Source organism: Streptomyces sp. NPDC051109 (genome assembly GCF_044455885.1).
In the GTDB taxonomy this organism is placed as follows: Bacteria; Actinomycetota; Actinomycetes; order Streptomycetales; family Streptomycetaceae; genus Streptomyces.
Genome location: NZ_JBITFF010000002.1, coordinates 65,340 through 86,804 on the forward strand (window position 1 = coordinate 65,340; position 21,465 = coordinate 86,804).

The window sequence follows — 21,465 nt, forward strand, 5'->3', positions numbered from 1 at the left end:
GCCCCGCAGGACGACGAAGCAAGGCCGGCCGACACGGCACTACCAGGCGTTCTGACGGCCGTAGCGCGCCCTGTACCAGGCCACCTGCTCGGCAGTCATCGATGAAGAGACCGCGTACACGTCCCCGATGCGACCGCCGCCACGCCGCCCCTTCGCCCTCTCGTGAGTCCGGCTCGCCATGACGGACACCTGGGAGCCGGGCTGCCAATGCAGGCTGTAGGCCGGAGCGTTGGAATCCGGGACGTCCTCCATGCGCATGCCGCGCTTGGCGAGCAGCCGTTCCAGCCTGTCGAAACGGAGGTGACGGCCGAAGCGGCCGTACCGCTCGCGAATCACCCCGTTGACAACGCCGCCGCCCACGGATGCGAGCCGGTGCACCTGCAGGGTGAAGTGGTGTCCCGCCCACGGGTGGTCGCGCGACTCCCGGTCCCAGAAGAACTCGACCACTGCGAGCCGTCCACCAGGCCGGCCCGGGCGCCGGGCCCGTGGGAGCCAAGGCCCCCCGGGCCGTCGTCCCGCGTACGGGGCGGTGTTGCCCGACCCGTCGGCGGCTCGCCGGAGTGGTGGCCTCGGGGGGGCGAAACCGGCCACATCGGGTGGAACGGACTGGCGGATGGACCGCCGGCGCGCCCCGGCGGGGCGGGGGGCAGGTTCCAACTGCCGCCCCGGTACGGCTTCGTTGCAGCTCAGAGGTGGTTCCGGCGCGGCATGGCCGGATGTGTGGGGGTGACCTGACACAGCGCCCGGAGGGCCCTAGCCGATCGACGTGTCCCCGTGGGATTCCAGGAGGGTACGCAGCGCCGAGGCCACCGTGTCGCAGGTGTCGCGGTCCAAGGGAGCGAGGAGGGAGGCGAAGTGATCCAGGTGTTCCGCCATCACCTTCTCCGCGACCTCGCGGCCCCGGTCGGTCAGTCGGATGCGGACCGAGCGGCGGTCCCGGCCGTCGCGGATCCGCTCGACCAGACCCTTGGCCTCCATCCGGTCGATGCGGTTGGTGATGGCTCCCGAGGTGACCATCGCGGCCGGGATGAGCGCCCCGGCGGTGAGCGTGTACGGCGGGCCCGAACGCCGCAGCGTCGTGAGGATGTCCAGTTCGCCGACCTCAAGGTCGCGTTCGGCCACGAAGGCCTTGAGCTGCTTCTCGATGATGCGGTTCATCCGCTGGATCCGGGCCAGGACCTCGATGGGCCACAGCTCGTCCGTCAGGTCGGGTCGTTCCTCCACCCACTGGCCGACGATCACGTCCACCGCGTCACTCATCAGGTCCTCCGTCTCGGTCACTCGGTCGCGCCGGATCCAGCATAAACCAGATGTCTCAGCGTTAAGAGACTTGACGTTCAGGTACTTCTGGTGATTTCATTTATCTTAACGTTGAGATTGTTAGCCTTCAGATGGATTGGAGCGGCGCCATGACCACCGCGCCCGCACGCACAGCCGCCGGCATCGGTGCCGACACCGGCGCATCCCCCACCCGCTCACCGGGAGCCCCCTGCGCACACGGCCGTCCGGCGGCCCGCGGGCCCGTCCCCGCCTTCTGGCTCGCGCTGCTCGCCACGCCCATCGCCGCCGGGGCCAACGCCCCGGTCCTGATCCTCCCGGACATGGCGCGCTCCCTCGGGGTGTCCACCTCCACCGCGTCCTGGCTGGTCTCCGCGTTCGCCTGGGCGATGGCCGTCGGCACCCCGCTGCTCGCCGGACTCCTGCGCCGCAGCGGTCTGCGGCCCGTGCTGCGCCTCGCCTCCGTCCTCGTCATCGGCGGCACCGTCCTCGTCGCGGTCTCCCCCTGGCTCCCCCTCACCCTGGCCGGCCGGGCCGCCCAGGCCGCGGGGGGTGCGGGACTGGTCGCGTCGGCGATGAGCCTGGCCGGCACGGCTCGCCGGATGGGCGTCATCAGCGCCGGGTTCGGCATGCTCGGCGCGGCCGGCCCGCTCCTCGGCGAACAGCTCGCGCACACCGTCTCGTGGCGGCTCTCCCTCTCCGTGTCCGTGGTCGCGGTGCTGGCCGTGCCCGCGGTGCTCCGGTACGCCGGGGCCATCACGCCCTCGTCCGACCGCTTCGACGGCCGCGGCGCCGCCCTGCTGACCGTGCTGGCCACGGCCCTGGTCACGCTCCCCCATGCCCCGCTGGCCGCACTGGGCGCGGCTCTCGTCGCCGCGGTCCTGCTCGCCCTGCACATCCGCCGCCGCCCCGAGGGGTTCGTCCCGGCCGCCCTGCTGCGCACGCCGGTCTTCCTGACCTCGGGCCTGCTGGCGCTCGTCCTGTCGGGCTCGTACTTCACGCTGCTCTTCGCGGTACCGCGGCTGCTCGGCGACCGGGCCGGCTGGGACACCGGCGCCGCCGGGGCCGGCCAACTGGTCGCGCTGCTCGTCGGCTCGGCACTGTCCTGGCTGCTCGCCGCGGCCTCGGCCCGGATGGGCCGCCCGGCGGTGCTCGCCGTCCTGATCGGCGTCGGGACCCTGGCCGCTGCCGCCGCCGCGTTCTCCGACTGGGGCCCGCTGCTGCTGGCGGCCACCGTCGGCGGGGTCTTCGCCGCCACCGGCGCCAACGCCTGCCTCTCGATGCACGCCGCGGCCGGCGCCCCGGAAGCCCAGCGGCCCACCGCCATCGGCCTGTTCGCCCTCTGCTACCAGCTCGGCGGCGCCTTCGGCCCGGCGGTCGCCGCAGCCCTGGTACTCGGCTCCTGATAAGCGGTCGGCCGCACGGGTCCGTTCCCTCGTCGTCACGCACGAGGAATCCGTGCGGCCGCCGCCACGCCACGCTCCGGTAGGGCGCGGGGTCTTATCCCCGGTCGTGGTCCCGGTCCGCGAGCGCCGCCGCGCCGGCACGGGCGAAGGCTTCCGGGTTGTCCAGCATGATGTTGTGTCCACAGTCCGGGATCGCGACTACGGACACCCCGGACCCGGCCAGTGCGTCAGTGCCCGGGAGCGGGCCGTCGGCCTCGGGCAGAAGGTAGGTGCGGGGAATCTCCAGGTCCAGCAGAAGCTCACGCATGGTGGGAACCGTCCCGCGGGTGAGGTGGACCGCGCTGCGATGCAGCGCTTCACGGCCGGCCAGGCGCATCGTGGACCACCAGTGGGAGCCGGCCCGGTCGCGTACCTCTTCCCAGCCGTGCGTCAGGAACTCCTGCTCGGAATAGGCGGCGATGCCGCTGCTGCCCGATGAGCCCGGAACGCGCGGTACCGGGTCGAGGTTGGCGTCGACGAGTACCAATCGGGAGACCAGGCGGGGATGCCGGGCAGCGAGGACGATGGCCACCGAGCCCCCCATGCTGTGGGCGATCAGCTCCGCGCCGGTGACGCCCGCGGAGGTCAGGGCCACCGCGAGTGCGTCCGCGTGGGATTCCAGGGTGTAGTCGAATCCTGTCGGCCGATCACTGATGCCATGACCGAGCAGGTCGATGAGCAGCGAACGGCGGCCCGCCAGCAGAGGGTGGACCGCGACCTCCGTGAAGTAGGCGGGTGAAGTGGCGCCCAAACCATGCACGTAGACGCGTGACGGCTCCTGCCCCGGCAGCTCGACCCAGCGGATCCGGTCGCCCTCGGGTGTCACGGCGGCATCGCGCACGGTCTGCTCCCCTGCCTTCAAGATCGATGAGGACGCGAGAGTAGCCTCCGGGGTCGAAGCACCGCCGTCGATCCCCCCACCGCACCACACCCTTTCTTCAGCCGAGCAGGGCAGCCGCGGACTCCTCGGCGAGGTCCTCGGCGTGCGGGGGCAGCGCGTCGCCTGCCCGCAGGGGGCGGCGGACCACCGCGAGCGGAAGGTCGATCAGGGCCAGGGCGATCCGGTCCCGGCCCTCGGGCCCGGTCAGTCCGAGGGCCGCGCCGATCAGGCCGAGGCGCGCGAACACCCTCTCGTTGCCCCGATCCGCGCGCTCCCGATGCTCCTCGGACCAGCCGGCCCGGCCGAACTCCACGGCGCCGTACAGCAGCAGCGCCGCCTCCCGCGGGTGGGCCCGGCTCCAGGCCACGACGTGCCGGGCACCGGCACGGGCGGCTGTGCGGGGGTCGGGAGCGCCGTCGAGGGCGGCGAGGTAGCCCTCCTGGAAGCCCTCGACGGTACGCAGCCACACCTCGGCGAGCAGTGCGGGGCGCCCCGGGAACCGGTGGTACACGGATCCGCTGGGCGCGCCTACCGCTTGGGCGACGGCGGACATGGTGACTGCGGTCGGTCCACCCTCGGCCGCGAGGAGGACGGCGGCGTCGAGTAGCGCCTCGACGCCGAAGCGGGGTGGTCTCGGCATGAATCAGAGAGTACTCTCCACTTCTATTAGAGGCTGCTCTCCAATTGAAGGAGCTCCATGCCCGTCCACAACGTCCACGAACGTCTGCTGCCCATGAGGGCGGACGAGGCCGGCGCCCTCCTCGACTCGCTCTCCGACGGGCAGGCGGACCGGCTCTGGCCCCACCGGACCTGGTCTCCCATGGAGTTCGACCGCCCGCTGTCAGCGGGCGCGAAAGGCGGGCACGGCCCGGTCCGCTACACGGTCGCCGCGTACGTCCCGGGAACGTGGGTCCGCTTCGCCTTCAGTGGCCCTCGCGGCTTCCACGGCTTCCACGAGTACGCCGTGCTGCCGGTCGACGACGAGCACACGCTGTTGCGGCACACCCTGTCGATGCGGGTCACCGGAATCGCCAGGCTGAGCTGGCCACTCGCCTTCCGCTGGCTGCACGACGCGCTACTGGAGGACAGCCTCGACCGCGCCGAGCACCCGGCCCGGCCCGCCCGCTGGTCCCCGTACGTCCGGCTGCTCATGGCCATCGCCCCGAAGGAACGCTGACGGGGCCCGGGCCCTCCGCCCCCGACCCGCCGTGACGTGACTCCGACCGTCAACTGCCGGCCGCCGACGGCCGCACCGGCCCGGCCGTCGTCCGCCCGGCCCTGCCACCGGTCGTGATCATTCCTGCCAGGCCGTCCAGCCGCCGACGAGTAGCACTCGTGCCGGAAGTCACGCCCGTCACCAGGAGGTGGAGCACTTCGGACTTCAGCCGTTCGGCACGTGTCTCCGGACCGCACGATCGCGCTGCGGCGAAACGGCAGATCACCGTGCAGGAAGACGACGCCGTCCTCTCACGCTTGGCGGTCAGGACGGCTGGACTTGGTCGAAGAGGGCGATGGCTTCGGCGGGGTCCGGGCTCACGAGGCGTTCCAGACCGGCCGTGGTGATCTCCGCCCATCTGCCGGCCCGCGCCCACATCCGCTCCTCGAAGACGCGGACGATCTCGTCCAGATCTCCGCGGCCGGTGGCGATGGATTCGGCGAGTTCGGCGCCCTCCAGCATCGCGAGGTTCGCGCCCGCCCCCAAGGGGGGCATCAGATGGGCGGCGTCACCCAGCAGCGTCACCCCGCGGACGTGGGTCCAGGTGTGGGACACCGGCAGGACGTGGAGGGGGCGGTGGGCGAAAGCGGTGCCGTGGCGGAGGAGGTCGAGCACGGGAGCGGCCCAGCCGTCGAACAGGGTCAGGAGAGTCGATCGCACGGCCTCGGCATCGGCCCGGTCCAGGTCCGTGTGCCAGTCGAGCGGCACGCGGAACTGGGCGTACACCTTCACGTGGCCGCCGCTGTTGCGCTGGGCGACGAGGGCACGGTTGACGCCGTACACGGCCACGGACCCGTCGCCGATGAGCCGGGCGAGGTCGGGATGGCTGGCGTCGACGTCGTCCAGGGAAGTCTCGACCAGGGTGACGCCGGTGTAGTGGGGCGTCGCCGAGGAGACCGCCGGGCGAATCCGGGACCAGGCGCCGTCCGCGCCGACCACGAGGTCGAACGCCTCCTGGCGCCCGTCCGCGAAATGGACGAGTACGCCGTCCCGGGTCCCGGGCACCACCTTCGTCACGCCACGCCCCCACCGGACTTCGAGAGGGCCGAGCAGCAGGTCGCGGAGTTGCCCGCGGTCGATCTCGGGATTGGCCCGCTCATCCGGACGGGGTCGCCAGTCGCGAAGCACGGTCCCGTCCGTGTCCAAGATGCGCATGGCTTGCCCCTCGGGACGGGACAGCGCCTGGAACTCCGCCAGCAGGCCCGCCTTGTCGAGCGCGAGCTGGCCCAGTTCTTCTTGCAGGTCCAGCGTGCCGCCCGGGGGGCGGGCGTCCGGGGCGGGATCGCGTTCGAGGACGGTGACGGGGTGATCGTGGCGGTGCAGGACACGGGCGAACGTAAGGCCGGCAGGGCCACCCCCGACCACTGCGATGCGGTGTCTCATGTCGATACACTGTATTGCCGCATGACGACGTATCGCAACAGGACGGTGTGACCATGACCGCGTGGGACCGACCGGATCCGCCGACCCGCCCCGTGCCGCTCGACCGGGAGCGGATCGTCGCCGCTGCCGTCGCGCTGGCCGACGAGGGCGGGCTGGAGGCGGTGTCGTTGCGCAAAATCGCCGCCCGGCTGGGCGCCGGCCCGATGCGTCTGTACGGATACATCGCCACCAAGGAGGAGCTGTTCGACCTCATGGTGGACGAGGTCCAGGCCGAGATCCTGCCCGAGGAGCGGCCCGGGGACTGGCGGGAGGCGCTGGGCGGCCTCGCCCACCGCACCAGGCGGGCCGCCCTCCGTCACGAATGGCTGGCGGACCTGCTCGGTGGCCGCCCGAGCCTGGGCCCGAACGGCCTCGCCCTTGCCGAGGCCACGCTGGCCGCCCTCGACGGCCTCGCCGACGTCGACACCGTGATGCGCGCCGTGGAGACCGTCAGCGCCTACTTCACCGGCGCGATCAGGCGCGAGATCGCGAACCTGCGGGCCGAGCGCGCCACGGGCCTGTCCAAGCGCGACTGGCAGCGCGCCTCCGGCCCGTATGTGACGAGGATGCTGGCCACGGGCCGCCTTCCGGCGTTGGCCAAGGCCGTGTACGACGGCACGGACGTGGACGCCGAGGCATCCTTCGCGACCGGTCTGAACTGGGTCCTCGACGCCGTGGCCGCCAAACTCACCCCGCCGTCGGCATGACACGCCATGACGGACTCGAAGATCCACCTACCACCACCGGCGCCACCGGTCCGCCCGGCCCGGTAGCACCGCTCCGAACGGTGCTGCGGGCTGTCCTACGCGGAGGCGGGCAGGACGTGTTCGCCGAGCCTGTCGGTGCTCAGGCACAAGGAGCAGACGACTGCGTCGTGGGTGGGGCAGGCGGCGAGGTCGGGGCGCTCGTAGGGCTGGCGGCAGACGTGGCAGTCGAGGGTGACGGCGCTCGGGTTCCCGTCGGTGTCCAGCAGGGGCTCGGCGATGCCGTCGCCGGTGCGGCGCAGGTAGTAGCGGCCCTTGGTGGCCACGGCCATCAGCGGGGTGACGGCGAAGGCGATGACGGCTGCGGCCACGGGTGAGTACGGCTGGAGGGTGTCGCCGAAGAGGTGGAAGTACATGGCGATCGACAGGCCGGAGGCGGCGACGAAGGCAACGACGCCGACCGGATTGACCGCGTGCAGCATGCCCCGGCGGAACTCCGGCTGGAGCGGGGACAGCTTCAACAGGTACTTGTTGATGCCGATGTCGGTGGCCACGGTGACCACCCAGGCGATCGCGCAGTTCGAGTAGAAGCCCAGGATGCTGCCCAGGACGCTGAACATGTCGGCTTCCATCAGGGCGAGTGCGAAGGCCAGGTTGAGGAGGACGAAGACCATGCGGCCGGGGTAGTGCTGGGTGACGCGGGTGAAGGAGTTCGTCCAGGCCAGCGAGCCGGAGTACGCGTTCGTCACGTTGATCTTGATCTGGCTGATCACCACCAGGACCACGGCCAGTGGGACGACCAACCAGGAAGGCATCATCGCGTCGAAGGCGCTGCGGAACTGCTGGATCGGCTCGGGCGCAGCGGCCGGTCCGACCTCGGCGATGATGTGGACGGCGAGGAAGACACCGATGGCCTGCTTGAGCGCACCGAGCACGACCCACCCGGGGCCGGCCATGACCACGGCCGTCCACCACGTGCGCCTGTTCGCCGCCGTCTTGGGCGGCATGAAGCGCAGGTAGTCGATCTGCTCGCCAATCTGCGCGATCAGCGACAGGCACACGCCCGCCCCGAGCATGACGGAGGCGGTGTTGACGGCACCGTCGCCGCTCGTGCCGGGGTAGGCCAGGAAACGGTCCACCGTCCCGGGGTCGTTGGCGATCAGATACACCAGCGGGCCGACCATGAGCAGCAGCCAGATCGGGGTGGTCCACACCTGGAGCTTGCTGAGCGCCTTCATGCCGTAGACGACCAGCGGGATCACCATGAGGGTGGAGACGGCGTAGCCCAGCCACAGCGGCAGTCCGAGGCCGAGTTCGAGGCCCTGGGCCATGATCGAGCCTTCGAGGGCGAAGAAGATGAAGGTGAAGCTGGCGAAGATGATGCCGGTGAGGACCGAGCCGTAATAGCCGAAACCGGAGCCGCGGGTGATCAGGTCGAGGTCGATGTTGTAGCGGGCGCCGTAGTAGGCCAGCGGGAAGCCGGTGATGAAGATGACGGCCGCGGCGACGGTGATGGCCACGAGCGCGTTGCCGGTGCCGTGGGCCAGGCCGATGCCGGCGCCGATGGAGAAGTCGGCCATGTAGGCGATGCCGCCGAGGGCCGTGGTGGCCACGACCATGGGGGTCCAGCGGCGGTAACTGCGGGGCGCGAAGCGGAGGGTGTAGTCCTCCAGCGTCTCCTTGACCACTTGGTCGGCGACGTCCCCCGGCGCGTCCGTCGTGATCTGTGGTGACTCCGTGGTGCTCATGCCACGCCTCCCGATGCGGCTGGGTGCAGTGCTGCGATGCAGTGGGGAGCCCCGTGTGGCACCGTTGGCAGGACGGGGGGTGAAGGGCCGTCATGAAAGGCTTCCAGCGGCCCTGTTACGGCTGTCCTCCCACGGTCGGTCACGCTAGAAAGCGGTTGTTACCCCGGATGCGCGTTGGTGTGAACACCATGTTGCTGGCAGCTGCGTGGCGTGTGGCTGCATGCGTACGTGCCGTGCTGGTGCCGTGACCGAGAAGGTTCACCGGGTTTGGCGCGGGCGGGCGGGCCCTCCACCGGTTGGATGTCGCGAGACGCTCAACTCGGAGGGGTCGATGGGAGAGCCGGTCAGGGTCCGTAGGCTCACGGATCAGGAGGGCCATCAGTTACGGCGGATCGTTCGCGGCGGCAGTACGAACTCGGTGCGATACCGGCGGGCGATGATGGTGCTGGCGTCGGCCGGCGGCAACCTGGTGCCGGTGATCGCCCGGCTGGTGCAGGCGGACGGGGACACGGTGCGGGACGTCATCCACCGGTTCTACGAGATCGGGCTGGCCTGCTTGGACGCTCGGTGGGCGGGCTGCATGCCTAGCTGCGCTGGTGCAATGCCCACGTCCGCCACCCCGACGTTCTGGAAGCCCAGCGACGCGAACGTGCCCGTATCCGCAGCGAGAAGGGCCTGAGCTGGTGAGGCCGATCCCCCGAATCTGCGGCCTGACCACTCAATTGGACGAAGCTGCCGGACCGGGCATCAGGTCCGACCGCAGCGGCGGGGCTTGCCTTGTCAGCGCGGCAGCCGGCAGCAGGTTGTCAGGTTCCGCCCCAGGGTCCTCGGCGACGACAACGCCGGCCGTCTGAACTTCGAAGCCGACCGGCCAGATCGTGAGATCGCTCGCCATCGCGCCTTCCAGTTTCGCCTCCCGCAGGTCGGCGCCGCTGAGATCGCAGCCCCGGAGGTCGGCCAACCGCAGGTCCGCGCCGGCGAACACTGCGCCGTCAGCACGGGCCTTTCGCAGATTCGCCTCCCGCAGGTCCGCACCGGAGAAATTCGCCTCGCGCAAGTCGGCCTTGACCAGGCGCGCGCCACGCAGATCACCTTCGATGCAGCGGATTCGGCGGAGAATCGAAGTTCCGAGTTCGGCATGCCGCAGGTTGGCCGCGATCAGCGACGCGCCGCTCAAATTGACCTGATAGACGCTGGCGGCTTCCAGACACGCGCCATCGAGATTGACTCCATTCAGCCACAGTCCGTCGCAGTCCGCCCGGCGCAGATCGGTGAAGCTGACGTTGAGCCACTCTGGGCGGCGCTCCTGACCCAGGACGCCGAGGCAGGTCAGCGCCGTCTGAGCATCCGCGGCACGCGTCTCCAGCGGGCGCACCGAGTTGATGGACACGTCCGCCGCCGGCGCTCCGAGCTCCAGCGGCGGCCACGGCACGTGCGTCCGCAGATACGCCGCCATGATCGAGATGACCGCCTCGTGATCGTGAACAGAATGATCTGCGATCCGCCTCAGTGCGTAGATGCCCCCGATCCGCACGTCCAGCTTGTCGCTGCCGAGCTGGTCCACGGCCCGACTGAAGCGGTCGGTGATGTGCCCCTCCCGGGTCGCGTTCAGACCGTCCTGGCTCACGCGCAGCTGCCGCCATGTCGCATAGGCGCCGAACAAGACGACCGCGCCACCGACCGCTTGCAGGAGCGTGGTGCGCACGTTGTTCACCGCGTTCAACCGGTCGGCCGCGGCGAGCTGGGTGCCCGCGAGGTCATGGTCCACCACCAACCCCGGAAGAACCAGGAGCACAACCGCCAGTCCGACGAGCACAGCCAGTACGGCCGACGCCCCAGCGACGTTACGAGGCAGACGACGGCGGCCAGTATCAGATTCCCCCATATCCATCGGATCATAGGGCAAGGCCGAACCCGGCGAACCTTCTCGGTCACTCGCCGCTCGCACCCGTGCTGAGGAAGGTCCGCGTGCCCCGCATCGGGCCGGACCGGCCGCGCGTTCGTCCCGATCGGGTGCGTGCTGATAAGGCGTACGCCTCGCGCAAGAACCGCGCTTACCTCAGGCGCTTCACCGCAAGCAGCGCGGCTCTCGCGGCGGCCGGCCGCCGAAGTTCGACCCAGTCGACTACCGTGAGCGCCACGCGATCGAGTGTGGGATCAACCGCCTCAAGAGGTGCCGCGCCGTCGCCGCGCGGTACGACGAGCCAGCGGTCCGCCATGAGGCGATCGTCCTCATGGCGGCCATCGGCGAATGGCTGTGACCAGCACACAAGCGCGTCCAAAACGAGCCCGCAGGCATGGAGCTGCTCTCACTCCACGGCAGCATTGAGGAGAATCTGCGCCAGCTCGCGCGGCTGGGAGAACATCGGCCAGTGGCCGGTGTCCATCTTGACCAGTCGCCACTGCTTGCTGTTCAGCAGCTCGGCCACATTTTCGTCGGGCTCGGCGTCGTCAGGCTCGGCCCCCGGCATCACGCACAGGATGTATGTCGCCGGAAGTTCACCGAGCGGCCCCGCCAGCACAGCGGGCTCGGTCAGCGTGGCACCTGGGTGAGGCGTCGAGCCACGCACGAGGCGTTCGATCTGCTCATCGGTGAGACCTTCGCCGTCGAAGTGAGCGGCTGGCGCGAGCGGCCAAAACCCTCCGTTCTCGGCGATCGATGCCTCCACTGCAGCCCCGCCGTCCGGCCAGGCGGAGACAAACGACTCGCCGTCAGTCGGAACACTTGAGTCGACGAATACCACGCGGGCCAGTCGGTCACCGATCCGCTCCGCGGCCTGACCTACCGGGATGCCCGAGTAGCTGTGACCCACCAGGACTACGTCACGCAGACCCTGGCGTTCTACCTCGGCAACGATGTCCTGGACGTGAGTCGCTTGCCCCGCCGGTACACCCCGCTTGTCAGCAAGACCGGACAGCGTCAACGGATGGACGCCGTGGCCAGCCGCACGCAGATACGGCACCACCTCGCCCCACGCCCACGCCCCGAGCCGTGCACCTGCAACCAGCACGAAATTCGCCATGCCCGCACCGTAGCCGGGCCGCCTGACAACCTCCCAGAAAATACTTTCGATACACGCCCCTGGCGCCGGCATCCGCAGGGCCACGACCCGGAGTCAGGCGGCGAGGACCAGGTAGGCCCTGATCTTCGAGCAGGGCCCGTCCACGGCGCGTTCGGGCAGGACAGGGCGACCCTGTCGCCCTGCACGATTTCGCGGGAGCGGAACAGGTCGGCCGCGCGGCGGGCCGCCGCGTCCAGCACGACTGCCGTGCGAACGGGCACGGGCCGCAGGCAGTTTCATCACGCTCGGCGCGGCCGTGAAGCGGATGACGCGCTCCACGGTGGTCGGCGCGGTCCGGTTCGTGATCGTGACGAAGTACGGCGAGCGGGGGGACGGCGAGAGGTCGCCCGTGACCAGCCCTCGCGGAGCGGGCGTGAACGGGGCGCGCGGCACGGTCTTCTCGGTGTCCTCAAGCGGGAAGGCGTTGGGCACGAAGCCGATGCCGCTGCCGAGCTCTTGGCGGGAGTGCCCGGGTGGGCGTCCCACGGGGTGAAGCCGAGCAGGAAGCCGACCGCCGACCAGCAGTTGGCACCCAGGGTGCTGTAGCGCAGGTCGGCGATGCCGCTGCGCACCGTGTCACGGTGGGTCTTCTCGGTGCCACGCCGTCGACACCCTGCCCGGCACGCTCGGTGCGACCTGATCGTCCGACTGAGGCTCGCGCTCCTCCAGCGGCTGTGTTCCCACCAGGCGAAAGGCCTACGTCCCCGCCGGGCCGCACCGGACCGATGGTGCACCCGCACACCGGACCCTGGCCGTGCTCCCCGCCGCCGGGCCATGGGCCATGGGCCATGGGCCATGCGAAACGGCAAGGTCCGGCTGGAGCGTTAAGGGCGGATCATCCGAACCTTAAGGCTTCCTTGCTGTCTGTCCGCCTCCACGTCGATCAAGATGGTCGGCCTGAGCGCTGATCGCGTGGACCATGATCGGCGGCAGGGCTTCCATCTGCGTCTTTGGGCTTGCTCCCTGCGCCTCAGGTCACCGTGGCATGCCACGCAGCGCGCCGAAGGCCTCCTCACCGATGGATTTGTAATGCGGCGACAAGAACTGAACTCGCCTGTGATCCCGGGCGTATGCAGGACGGGAGTGGGAGAGCGTCCATCGGATTGAGGAGTGTCAATGTCCCGGAAACGGACGATGAGTCTTAGGAAGAAGCTCGTGCTCACTGTCACCGCGGGAGCCCTGGTGACCGGAGCGGTCATCGCCTCGGTGGCGACCGGCAATGCCGCTGTTCCCGACGTCGTGTGCAAGGGATCGACGGTGACCCTGTCGGGCGAGGCGGGTGCGCCGGCGGCGACCAGCGGGACGTTCCCCGTCGGGACGAAACTGAAGGTGACCAACCTGGACAACGGCCAAACGACCACCGTGACCGTGAACGGCCCCTCCGGCAGCTGCGTCCTACTGAACAACGCCGCCTTCGACAAGGTGCGAGAACCGGGCAAGAACCTGATCCGACGGGCCCGCATCGAACGCGTGCGCTGAGCAACGGGGCCGATTCGGGCCCGCTGAAGCCATGGCGGGGCACGGAACGCGCCCTCCCCGCCATGGCACCGACCCCGTGGTGTGCGCGGCGGACTTCGCTGCACGGGAGGACGTATCCCCCCGGGCAGGATCGTCGAGGAGAAGCGCTTGCGGCGAGCTCCGGAGCACGCCCCCCACTACGGGGGTGAGGCGGCCCAGAAAACCGCAGGCTGGGCGTTCCGGTCGGTGACCCGGCCCGGCTCCCTGAACGCCGCCGCGCCTACGGTCGTTCGAAGGCCTGGAGCACGCCACCGACCGAGAAGCACAGGGCGCCCGACAGCGTCCCCCAGTTGGCGATGGCGGAGTTGACCAGGCTCCCGGTGACCGGCCGGGTGAACGCGGCCAGTGCCGACACCATGAAGAGCACCGACCCCAGCTGGTTCACCGCGACCACCCACCAGCCCAGGCTCCGCGAGCGCAGGCAGGGCCGGAACCGGTGGCAGATCTCGGCGAACGCGAGGTGACCGGAAATCAGGAACAGTACGCATCCGACCACGTCGGGGGTCCAGACGAGCCGGTTGACCTGCTGAGTGGTGAGCCCCTGCCGGAAGGAGTCCAGCAGGTTCACGCCGAACACGAGCGTCCCCACGAACAGTACGAACGTGCCCAGCCAGTCCAGCCGCATCGGCTCGTACCCCCACCACCTCCAGGCGGTCGTGGCCAGTCGGCCGCTGCCCGGCGTGTGGCGAGGCGCGTTCAGCACCTGCAGGAGCGAGGTGTATCCACCCAGGTTGAAGAACAGACCGCCCGCGAAGTAGATCGAGGCGCTCACGAGTGCGTCGCCGGACCCGAACTGGGCCACGGCGGCTCCCAGGGCGAAGAGCGCCCCTCCGACGACGAACGCGCTCGACGCCACGGAGTTCAGCCTGCGAAGGCGGCCGAGGGCCAGTGCGTCGGCGCTCGCCGACAGGGTGACCGCGTCCCCGGGGCCGCGGACCGAGAGCACCCCTCGCCTGCGCGCGGGCCGGGACTCCCACACCACCGTTCCTCCTTCGGGGTGGTCCCAGAAGAGGCGGGTGGTGAACGGTCCTGCGCCTTCGGCGCGCTGCTCGGGCTGTCCCACCACCCGAGCGTAGCCACGGCCCCGGGCCCCGGCAGGCAGCGAAACGCGTCCGTCCGTCAGGCGACCAACTCGTAGATTCCCCGCGCCGCCAGCCATAGGCCGGCGAGCACGGAGAGCGCGATGACCAGCTGTTCCTGATGGTGCGCGAGCCAGCCGCGCAGAGCGCTCAGCTTCGCGCCCGCAGCCTGTGGCGCCCATACGGTGTACATCTCCATGACGACGAGACTGAGCGTGGCCAGCAGGCAGTAGCCGGCCAGGGCCAGCCAGCTGGCGGCGGAGGAGAGGTCCGCGGCGACGACCGTGGCGGCGCCGGCACCGACGAGCGCCCAGGGCTGGAGCAGCCAGGCCAGCCCGGCGGCCGTGGCCAGCGAGGCACCGTCCACCCTGGCGGTCCAGCGCGGCGGGCCGTGCGGACGAGGCGGCCGACGGCGGCGGTGGGCGCCGTACAGCACCAGACACACGCCGATGGCGAGTTTCGCGCAGGCCGCGGCGGTCGACGGCGCGCTGTGGCGTGCCGGGGGCTCACCGCCGGTCAGCAGCAGCACGCAGGCGATGACCGCCACCAGGTCGGCAAGCCACGACAACAGGAACGCCGCGCCTTTGCGCACGCCGCGCTGTGAGGAGAGCAGCAGGATGAAGGCGCTGTTGTGCAGGGGGCCCAGGGTGATGGCCGTACCGATCACGACGAGGTCGACGACCATCAGTGCAGTCACTCCCGGAGGTCGAGGCCGTCCGCCGCCTCTGGAAGGCGGAACCGGCTGGACGGGGTCGAGCGGCGCTGTCACGGCACCGCATGCCGACTCTGCGGGCGGCGGCCCGACCGGTCAAGGAGGCCACGCGCGCGTCCCCGAACGCCGCATCCGGACCCGGGTCCCTTCCAAGATCGATTGTCAGTGGTGGGTGGGAGGATTTCAGTATCAAGTCGGGAAACGGGGGAGCCTCCATGTCCGGAATGCAGAACTACATCAATCACGTCGCTCTCGTGCTGGACGCCAGTTCGTCCATGTCGCATCTGAGTCGCAAGGTGGTCGAGGTCGCCGATCAGCAGATCGCGTATCTGGCCCGCCGTTCGCAGGAACTGGACCAGGAAACCCGTGTCACGGTGTACGTCTTCGCTGACAAGGTGGAGTGCGTCATCTACGACAAGGACGTGCTGCGCATGCCGTCCCTGAAGCAGCTCTACCGGGCCGGGGGAATGACGGCTCTGCTGGCGGCCACGCTGAAGTCGCAGCGGGAGCTGGCACAGACGGCCCAGCTCTACGGCGACCACAGCTTCCTCACGTTCGTCCTGACCGACGGGCAGGAGAACGCGAGTCACCGCTGCCCGGACGCCCCTTCCCGCGCCCCGCGCGACCTGGTGCAGGCCGTTGCCACGATGATCGAGACGCAGCACGACAACTGGACGCTGGCCGTCCTCGTGCCGGACCAGATGGGCAAGCGCGAGGCCATGCAGTGCGGCTTCCCTAAGGACAACATCGCCATCTGGGACGCCACGAGTACTCAGGGCCTGGAGGAAGCCGGGCAGGTCATCCTGAAGGCCACCGAGAACTTCATGATGGGCCGCACCAAGGGCATCCGGGGATCCAAGGCGGTGTTCTCCACGGGTGCCGAGGTGGTCAACAAGGAAACCATCGCCGCGGCCGGTCTCACCCCCGTCGATCCGTCGCAGTACCAGCTGGTTCCCGTCGCCCGCGATGCGGCGATCCGGGAATGGGTCATCGCGTCCGGGCAGAGCTACCGGACCGGTTGTGCGTTCTACCAGCTGAGCAAGTCGGAGAAGATTCAGGCGCGGAAGCAGATCGCGGTGCTGGAGAAGAAGACGGACCAGGTGTACACGGGACCGGAGGCCCGGGCCCTGCTCGGCCTGCCCGACACGGAAGTCCGCGTCAAGCCGGACCACAACGACGACTTCACGATCTTCGTCCAGAGCACCAGCGTGAACCGGAAGCTGGTACCGAACACGCGGCTGCTGGTCATGGTCTGACTCCCCCTCTCACAGGTCGTTTGACGTTGCGACAAGGTCAGGGGCCGGGTCGGGTCGGCGCAGTGAGCCTCTTCAGGGGCTGCTCGGCAACTGCTACGGGTGTGCGCTCAGGCTTCGACGTAGGCCACGATCGTGATCGTCCGCAGGGCGGTTACGTAGTAGATGACGCGTATCCCGTCGATCTCGTCCGCGTAGTCGCGCAGCAGGGTGCCGGGCACCTCGGTGCCGAGCTCGGGGTTGACGCTGATGGCGACGATCGCGCGGTCCAAGCGGTGCGTCTCGTTCGCGGTGAGCTTGGCGAGCTGGGTGAGCGCGGGTTCCACCATGACGACGCGCGAGCGGCGCGCGGAGTGGTCAGGCGACACGGGGCTGCTCGTCCGCGAGGCGGTCGAGGTGGGCGTCGCGAGCGGTCTCCCACAACACGCCGGTCTCCGGGGAGGGGTAGCCGTTCGCGGCGATGTCCTCAAGCACGGAGGCGAGGACGTCGACTTTCGCCCGCTGGTCGGCCGCGTAGGCGAGGACGGAGGCGGCGGCGTGCTCGTCGAGGGGCTGGCGGTCGGGCGCGGGCGCGGTGGCCGGCTGCTGGCTCATCCGAGGCTCCTGGGCTGTCATCTGACGTGGTGCGTCCACGGTATCGCCACGCTGCGGCGCGGGAAGCCGGTACGGGCGAACCCGGTTCGAGGAGTGCGGCGCCGAAGGCGGGCCTTCGGCGCGGGCGCCCTCAGTTCCTCCGGTTCCGGACGGCCAGCACCGCGCTGACCAGCCCGGCCATCCCGCCTCCGATCAGCGGTGCGGCCTGCCCCGAGGCCTTGTGGTCCACCGCGTAGAAGCCGAGCCAGACGAAGGCCACGCCGAAGCCCACGACGATCGCGTACTCCAGCAGCCGGAAGCCGTAGCCCGTCCACTGGTCCAGGCGCTCCTGCCGTAACTGGCGCTCCACCAGGGCGCGCCGCCACGCCAGGTGGTCCGGTTCGATCTCCTTCCACTTCGAAGCCTCCTCCGCGTGGGGAAAGGAGGGCATGGCGCTCGGGGCCGGTGCCGCGGGCGCGGGAGCGGCCGGGGCAGTCGCCGGTGCCGCTGCCGGGGTGACGGGCTCCTGATCAGGCATCGATGCCCCCGTTCCGGTTCGGGCGGGGCGAGGCGGCTGCCAGTCGCTGGTCGACCCGCAGCAAGGACTCGTCCACGGCCCGCTCGGCCGCCTCGCGGCGCGCCGCGTGCTCTTGTGGCGACCACCGCGGCGGCGGCGCCAGCGACAGCCGTGTCCGTACGGGGTGCTGCCAGCCCTCCTGCCTTGCGGTCGCGCGCACTTGGTGCCCGAGTACGAGCAGCCCGAGCGCGAACACCATCCACGACAGCACGGCCGGCCAGAAGGCTGCCGCCGCGAGGGATCCTGCGTACTCCAGCACCGGACGCGCGAACAGAACGCACACCGTGACCAGGGACAGCAAGAGCATGACCGTCGCGAGCAGGGGGCTGCCGCCGCGGGATTGCGTGACGGGGAACGGATGCGACATGGGCTCCGGCATCCCTCGCACCGGGGCGTCCCAGCAGTCGGGCGCAGGAGCCGCGGGAACGGGTGTGGCCCCGGGAACGGCCTGCGCCCGGGCATCCGGGCCGGCGTGCGCGAGCGGGTCCAGGACAGCCCGGGCCTGGGGGATCGTCGGGCGAGCACCGGGGTCCTTCCGCAGGAGCCCTTCGATCAGCGGTTCCAGGGGCCCGGCGCGCCGCATCGGCGGGGGCGGCTGGTGCAGGATGGCGGCCAGGAGGCCCGCGGGAGAGTCACCGCGGAAGGGCGAGGTCGCCTCGACGGCCTCGTACAGCGTCACCCCGAGGGCGTACAGGTCGCTCGCCGGTAGCTGAGGGAGGCCCTGGATCCGCTCCGGCGCGAGGCAGTCCAGCCGGCGCACGAGCCCACTGGCTGAGGCGGGGTCGTCGTCCCCGTGTTCGCCGATGCGGACGACGGCCTCCGGATCGCTGAGCAGGAGCACCCCGTCGCCGACCAGCATCACGTTGTCAGGACAGACCGCGCCGTGCACGAACATCGCGTCGTGTACCGCCTGCAGTGCGGCCAGCAGGGCGGTTGCGACGCGTACGGCCTCCGGCACGCGCAGCGGTCCCTGCTCCCGGAGGCGGGCCGCCAGCGATTGCCCTTCGACCAGCTCCATGACGATCCAGAGGCTGTCCCCGACGACCACCACGTCGAGCACGGCAGCGAGGTTCGGATGGTGGGGCAGCCCTGCACTCCGACGGACCCGCTGTGCCGTCCGCCGTAGCCAGATCCCGCGCGCGGCATCCGACAGCGTCACGGGCGCGCTCAACGCCTTGACCGCCACGCGGGTGTCGAGGAGTTCGTCGTGCGCCTGCCAGGTCCGCCCGTGTCCGCCGGATCCGATCGGGCTCACGAGCCGGTAGCGGCCGCCGGCCAAGGGCCCTGCTCTTTCGGCGCCGGTCATCTTCCCCCCTCGGTCTCAGCCCTGCGGATGCACGCAGCGTACGGAATCCCAGAGGGGCGCGCGGGGCCCTCGACCGAATCGGCTGCGGCCGTGCGCCCTCCGCTTCCGTCCGGGAGCGACGACCGCGGCCGAACGCCCGCGGGCCGCCGGCCGACCCGGGTGGAAGGGGGCAGCCGGAGGCCGGACCCTCGACGAGCGTCTTCTCCGTGGCCGACCGCCCACTGTTCGGGCGACCAGAACTGACGTACAAGTGAAGGCTGCAACATCCGGTCGGCCCGTGGTGGGGGTAGGACGCAGCGGGCCGCCGCATCGCGCTCGTTCCGACCGAGCATTTGAGGGGGCATCATGCGCATGCGATTACGTGCCTGGATTCTGGTGGGCGCGGGCCTGCTCGCCGTGGGCGCCGGTCCGGCGTACGGGGCTGACGCGCCATCGACCGCGGCGCCGGCGGGGTCCGTGCAGTACACCGTGCAGGACCTCGGCACCCTGGGCGGTACCCGCAGCAAGGCGACCGCCATCGACAACGGCACGGTCGTCGGGAGTTCGCTGACGAGCGGCGACTCCGCCGAACATGCCTTCGCATACGACCTGCGCAGGCGCACCATGACCGATCTCGGCACGCTCGGGGGCTCCAGTCGGGCGACCGGAGTGGAGGGGGACCACGTCGTCGGCGAGTCGGACCTCGCCCCCGACGGCCCGACGCATGGATTCGCCTACAACCTCAGGACCCGCCAGCTCGTCGACATCGGCACCCTCGGCGGCAGCAGCACCCACATCACCGGCCTCAGCGGTGACACCGTGGTGGGGACGTCGTCGCTGTCCGGTGACGCGGTCACCCACGCGTTCGCGTACAGCTTGCGCGCCCGGACCATGACCGACCTCGGCAGCCTCGCCGGTCCGTCCGGCAACAGCAGCGCGGCGGCCGTCAGCGGTGCGGTCGTCGTGGGCAGCTCCTCCCTGCCGGACACACCTGCCACCACCACGCACGGGTTCGCGTACAACCTGCGCACCAGGACGATGACCGATCTCGGCACCCTCGGCGGAAGCACCAGCACCGCCCAGGACATCAGCGGTTCAACCGTGGTCGGTCAGTCTCGAACGGCCGGCAACGGCCTCACCGGCTATGCCTACGACCTCCGCACCGGCATCCGCACGGACCTGGGGTCCCGCTTCCTGACCGCACAGCTGGTCAGCGGGAGCACCGTGGTCGGCGGCGACGGCCTGCTCTCCAGCTCGTTCGACCTCATGACGCACAAGAGTGCCGTGATCGGCTCCGGGCGCGGTGTCACCGAAGCCAAGCAGATCACCGGGAAAGTCATCGTCGGTGACAACTTCGCCCCCAACTCCTTCGCCTTCGTCTCCCGCGTCGACAACGGCGACTTCACCTACCTGCCCTCCCTCGGCGGCCTCAACTCCTCCGCGGCGCAGGCCGACTCCCACGGCGTCGTCGCAGGCAGCGCAGCACTTCCGCCCGCCGGACCGTCCACTGCCAACGGCCCCTTCCACGCCGCCGTCTGGGTGCCGCACCCCGGGGCGTAGCTGCCCGGGGCCGGGGTCGGGCCGGTACGTCATGGTCGTGTCACCGGAGGGGCACAGCGGTGTATCCGCGGGAACTCCTTCAGGGCGCTTCAACGTGCCCGTTGGCGTGCGGGTCGGCGCGAGACCGGTCGCAATCCTCGGGAGGTTCCCCATGAAGTACACAGCAGGCGTCCGGACCGCGGCCGCTCTCATGGTCGCGGCCGCGGCCGCCGCCCTGACGACGGGCTGCACGCCGTCCGGCGAGGCCGGCGCGGCCGGCGGGCCTTCGCAGTCCGCGCAGTCACCGGCCCCCGGGGCCGCCGCGGGCGGCAGCAGCTCCGGCGGCACGGGGCCGGCGAAGCCCGCCTCGGCCTCCCCCACCGCGCCCGTCGGCAAGGCAAAGCCCTGTGCGATCGACGACGTGAAGGTCACGGAGGCCCGCCAGGCGGCCGTCCGGCCGCCCGGCACGGGGACCGGCGCCGCCGTCGTCGCCGTCACCAACGTCTCGAAGAGCGCCTGCACGCTGCAGGGATTCCCCACCGTCGCGGGGGCGGGCAACGGGTCCCCGGACAAGAACGTACCGCTCGCCACGACCCACACCGGATCGGCCGCCACGGTGACCCTGGCCCCGGGTGCCCGTGCCTGGACCAAGCTCACCTTCGTCAACGTGCAGGGCGAGGCCGACGGGTACTGCGAGTCCGGCGCGACGCCCGCCTCGTTCCCCACGCTCGTCGTCGGGGTCCCGGGCGCGGGCGCGCATCAGATCGCCCTGGACGACGGAATCTTCGCCCTCTGCGACAACAAGGCCACGGTCACTCCCTACGCGGCGACCAAGCCCTCCTGACCCGCCTCGATGCGTCGGCCCGGGTCGGCTCGTGGCCCGCACCGGCGACCAGAGCGCGCCCGTACGGCCTGCGTACCGGTCGGCGTCCCTCGGACGACGCCTGCGTCCCTCGGACGACGCCTGCCGTACGACGGGAGAACGGCAGGCAAGGCGGGGTACGTAGGATGTCGGCCGGGCGGGCCGTAGCGCAGAGGTCGACGCGCGCGGTCTCCAAAATCGCGAGGACGCCGGTTCGAATCCGGCCGGCACCGCCACGACAGGGCGGGGGAGCCATCAGCCCGGTGACTCCCCCGCCCTGTCCAGCCCCGGCCACGTCACCGGCGGGCCTTG

At 70.7% G+C, this 21,465-nt stretch carries 21 protein-coding genes and 2 pseudogenes; 8 read left to right on the forward strand and 15 right to left on the reverse strand.

Annotated elements, in window-relative coordinates:
* Positions 1-39: 39 nt before the first annotated feature.
* Both ACIBAD_RS03245 and ACIBAD_RS03250 read right to left on the reverse strand, forming a co-directional pair.
* Positions 40-447: a hypothetical protein gene (locus ACIBAD_RS03245; protein WP_398904068.1), complete on the reverse strand. Its 408-nt coding sequence runs from the start codon at positions 445-447 to the stop codon at positions 40-42.
* 306 nt (positions 448-753) lie between these two features.
* Positions 754-1,260 carry a MarR family transcriptional regulator gene (locus ACIBAD_RS03250; protein WP_134068752.1) on the reverse strand — a complete coding sequence of 169 codons (507 nt, stop codon included), beginning with the start codon at positions 1,258-1,260 and terminating at the stop codon, positions 754-756.
* Between the two features lie 149 nt (positions 1,261-1,409).
* On the opposite strand from ACIBAD_RS03250, the gene ACIBAD_RS03255 reads away from it, so the two are divergent.
* Positions 1,410-2,684, forward strand: coding sequence for an MFS transporter (locus ACIBAD_RS03255; protein ID WP_398904070.1), 1,275 nt, complete (start codon positions 1,410-1,412; stop codon positions 2,682-2,684).
* Between the two features lie 94 nt (positions 2,685-2,778).
* Here the strand turns inward: ACIBAD_RS03255 and ACIBAD_RS03260 are convergent, their stop codons facing one another.
* A complete protein-coding gene (locus ACIBAD_RS03260; RefSeq protein ID WP_398904072.1) occupies positions 2,779-3,564 on the reverse strand; it encodes an alpha/beta fold hydrolase in 786 nt (261 codons plus the stop codon).
* A 97-nt stretch (positions 3,565-3,661) separates the two neighbouring features.
* Complete coding sequence (locus ACIBAD_RS03265; RefSeq protein ID WP_134068755.1) at positions 3,662-4,243, reverse strand: TetR/AcrR family transcriptional regulator; 582 nt, start codon at positions 4,241-4,243, stop codon at positions 3,662-3,664.
* Positions 4,244-4,300: 57 nt separating this feature from the next.
* Between ACIBAD_RS03265 and ACIBAD_RS03270 the strand changes: the two genes are divergently transcribed.
* Positions 4,301-4,780, forward strand: a complete 480-nt coding sequence (locus tag ACIBAD_RS03270) for an SRPBCC family protein (protein WP_134068756.1) — start codon at positions 4,301-4,303, stop codon at positions 4,778-4,780.
* Between the two features lie 303 nt (positions 4,781-5,083).
* Here ACIBAD_RS03270 and ACIBAD_RS03275 read toward each other — a convergent pair whose 3' ends face one another.
* Positions 5,084-6,202: an FAD-dependent oxidoreductase gene (locus tag ACIBAD_RS03275; protein ID WP_398904075.1), complete on the reverse strand. Its 1,119-nt coding sequence runs from the start codon at positions 6,200-6,202 to the stop codon at positions 5,084-5,086.
* Positions 6,203-6,255: 53 nt separating this feature from the next.
* Between ACIBAD_RS03275 and ACIBAD_RS03280 the strand changes: the two genes are divergently transcribed.
* On the forward strand, positions 6,256-6,948 hold the full coding sequence (locus tag ACIBAD_RS03280; RefSeq protein WP_398904077.1) for a TetR/AcrR family transcriptional regulator: 693 nt from the start codon (positions 6,256-6,258) through the stop codon (positions 6,946-6,948).
* A 95-nt stretch (positions 6,949-7,043) separates the two neighbouring features.
* On the opposite strand, the gene ACIBAD_RS03285 is transcribed toward ACIBAD_RS03280, so the two are convergent.
* Entirely contained in the window at positions 7,044-8,693 is a 1,650-nt protein-coding gene (locus tag ACIBAD_RS03285) for an allantoin permease (RefSeq protein ID WP_134068758.1), read from the reverse strand.
* Between the two features lie 331 nt (positions 8,694-9,024).
* Between ACIBAD_RS03285 and ACIBAD_RS03290 the strand changes: the two are divergent.
* Positions 9,025-9,279, forward strand: a pseudogene (locus ACIBAD_RS03290) (helix-turn-helix domain-containing protein); the annotation flags it as partial.
* A 132-nt stretch (positions 9,280-9,411) separates the two neighbouring features.
* Here ACIBAD_RS03290 and ACIBAD_RS03295 read toward each other — a convergent pair.
* From ACIBAD_RS03295 to ACIBAD_RS03305, 3 genes are all read right to left on the reverse strand, one after another.
* Entirely contained in the window at positions 9,412-10,509 is a 1,098-nt protein-coding gene (locus tag ACIBAD_RS03295; protein ID WP_398904079.1) for a pentapeptide repeat-containing protein, read from the reverse strand.
* Between the two features lie 493 nt (positions 10,510-11,002).
* Positions 11,003-11,716 (reverse strand): alpha/beta fold hydrolase, encoded by a 714-nt coding sequence (locus tag ACIBAD_RS03300; RefSeq protein ID WP_398904081.1) that lies wholly within the window; start codon positions 11,714-11,716, stop codon positions 11,003-11,005.
* Positions 11,717-11,809: 93 nt separating this feature from the next.
* Positions 11,810-12,241, reverse strand: coding sequence for a hypothetical protein (locus ACIBAD_RS03305; RefSeq protein WP_398904083.1), 432 nt, complete (start codon positions 12,239-12,241; stop codon positions 11,810-11,812).
* Between the two features lie 717 nt (positions 12,242-12,958).
* Between ACIBAD_RS03305 and ACIBAD_RS03310 the strand changes: the two are divergent.
* A pseudogene (locus tag ACIBAD_RS03310) lies at positions 12,959-13,234 on the forward strand (hypothetical protein); the annotation flags it as partial.
* 259 nt (positions 13,235-13,493) lie between these two features.
* On the opposite strand, the gene ACIBAD_RS03315 reads toward ACIBAD_RS03310, so the two are convergent.
* A complete protein-coding gene (locus ACIBAD_RS03315; protein WP_398904085.1) occupies positions 13,494-14,336 on the reverse strand; it encodes a hypothetical protein in 843 nt (280 codons plus the stop codon).
* 56 nt (positions 14,337-14,392) lie between these two features.
* Positions 14,393-15,037, reverse strand: coding sequence for a GAP family protein (locus tag ACIBAD_RS03320; protein WP_134074184.1), 645 nt, complete (start codon positions 15,035-15,037; stop codon positions 14,393-14,395).
* A gap of 242 nt (positions 15,038-15,279) precedes the next feature.
* Between ACIBAD_RS03320 and ACIBAD_RS03325 the strand changes: the two genes are divergently transcribed.
* Positions 15,280-16,320 (forward strand): vWA domain-containing protein, encoded by a 1,041-nt coding sequence (locus tag ACIBAD_RS03325; protein ID WP_134068763.1) that lies wholly within the window; start codon positions 15,280-15,282, stop codon positions 16,318-16,320.
* Positions 16,321-16,427: 107 nt separating this feature from the next.
* On the opposite strand, the gene ACIBAD_RS03330 is transcribed toward ACIBAD_RS03325, so the two are convergent.
* The 4 genes from ACIBAD_RS03330 to ACIBAD_RS03345 form a co-directional block, all read right to left on the reverse strand.
* Positions 16,428-16,685: a hypothetical protein gene (locus ACIBAD_RS03330; RefSeq protein WP_134068764.1), complete on the reverse strand. Its 258-nt coding sequence runs from the start codon at positions 16,683-16,685 to the stop codon at positions 16,428-16,430.
* A complete protein-coding gene (locus ACIBAD_RS03335; protein ID WP_134068765.1) occupies positions 16,675-16,911 on the reverse strand; it encodes a hypothetical protein in 237 nt (78 codons plus the stop codon). The genes ACIBAD_RS03330 and ACIBAD_RS03335 overlap by 11 nt, the downstream gene beginning before the upstream one ends.
* Positions 16,912-17,041: 130 nt before the next feature.
* Entirely contained in the window at positions 17,042-17,428 is a 387-nt protein-coding gene (locus tag ACIBAD_RS03340; protein ID WP_398904088.1) for a hypothetical protein, read from the reverse strand.
* Positions 17,421-18,773 (reverse strand): serine/threonine-protein kinase, encoded by a 1,353-nt coding sequence (locus tag ACIBAD_RS03345; protein ID WP_398904090.1) that lies wholly within the window; start codon positions 18,771-18,773, stop codon positions 17,421-17,423. The genes ACIBAD_RS03340 and ACIBAD_RS03345 overlap by 8 nt, the downstream gene beginning before the upstream one ends.
* A gap of 345 nt (positions 18,774-19,118) precedes the next feature.
* Between ACIBAD_RS03345 and ACIBAD_RS03350 the strand changes: the two genes are divergently transcribed.
* Positions 19,119-20,312: a hypothetical protein gene (locus ACIBAD_RS03350; protein ID WP_134068768.1), complete on the forward strand. Its 1,194-nt coding sequence runs from the start codon at positions 19,119-19,121 to the stop codon at positions 20,310-20,312.
* 151 nt (positions 20,313-20,463) lie between these two features.
* Positions 20,464-21,135, forward strand: a complete 672-nt coding sequence (locus ACIBAD_RS03355) for a DUF4232 domain-containing protein (protein WP_134068769.1) — start codon at positions 20,464-20,466, stop codon at positions 21,133-21,135.
* The last annotated feature ends 330 nt before the right edge of the window (positions 21,136-21,465 follow it).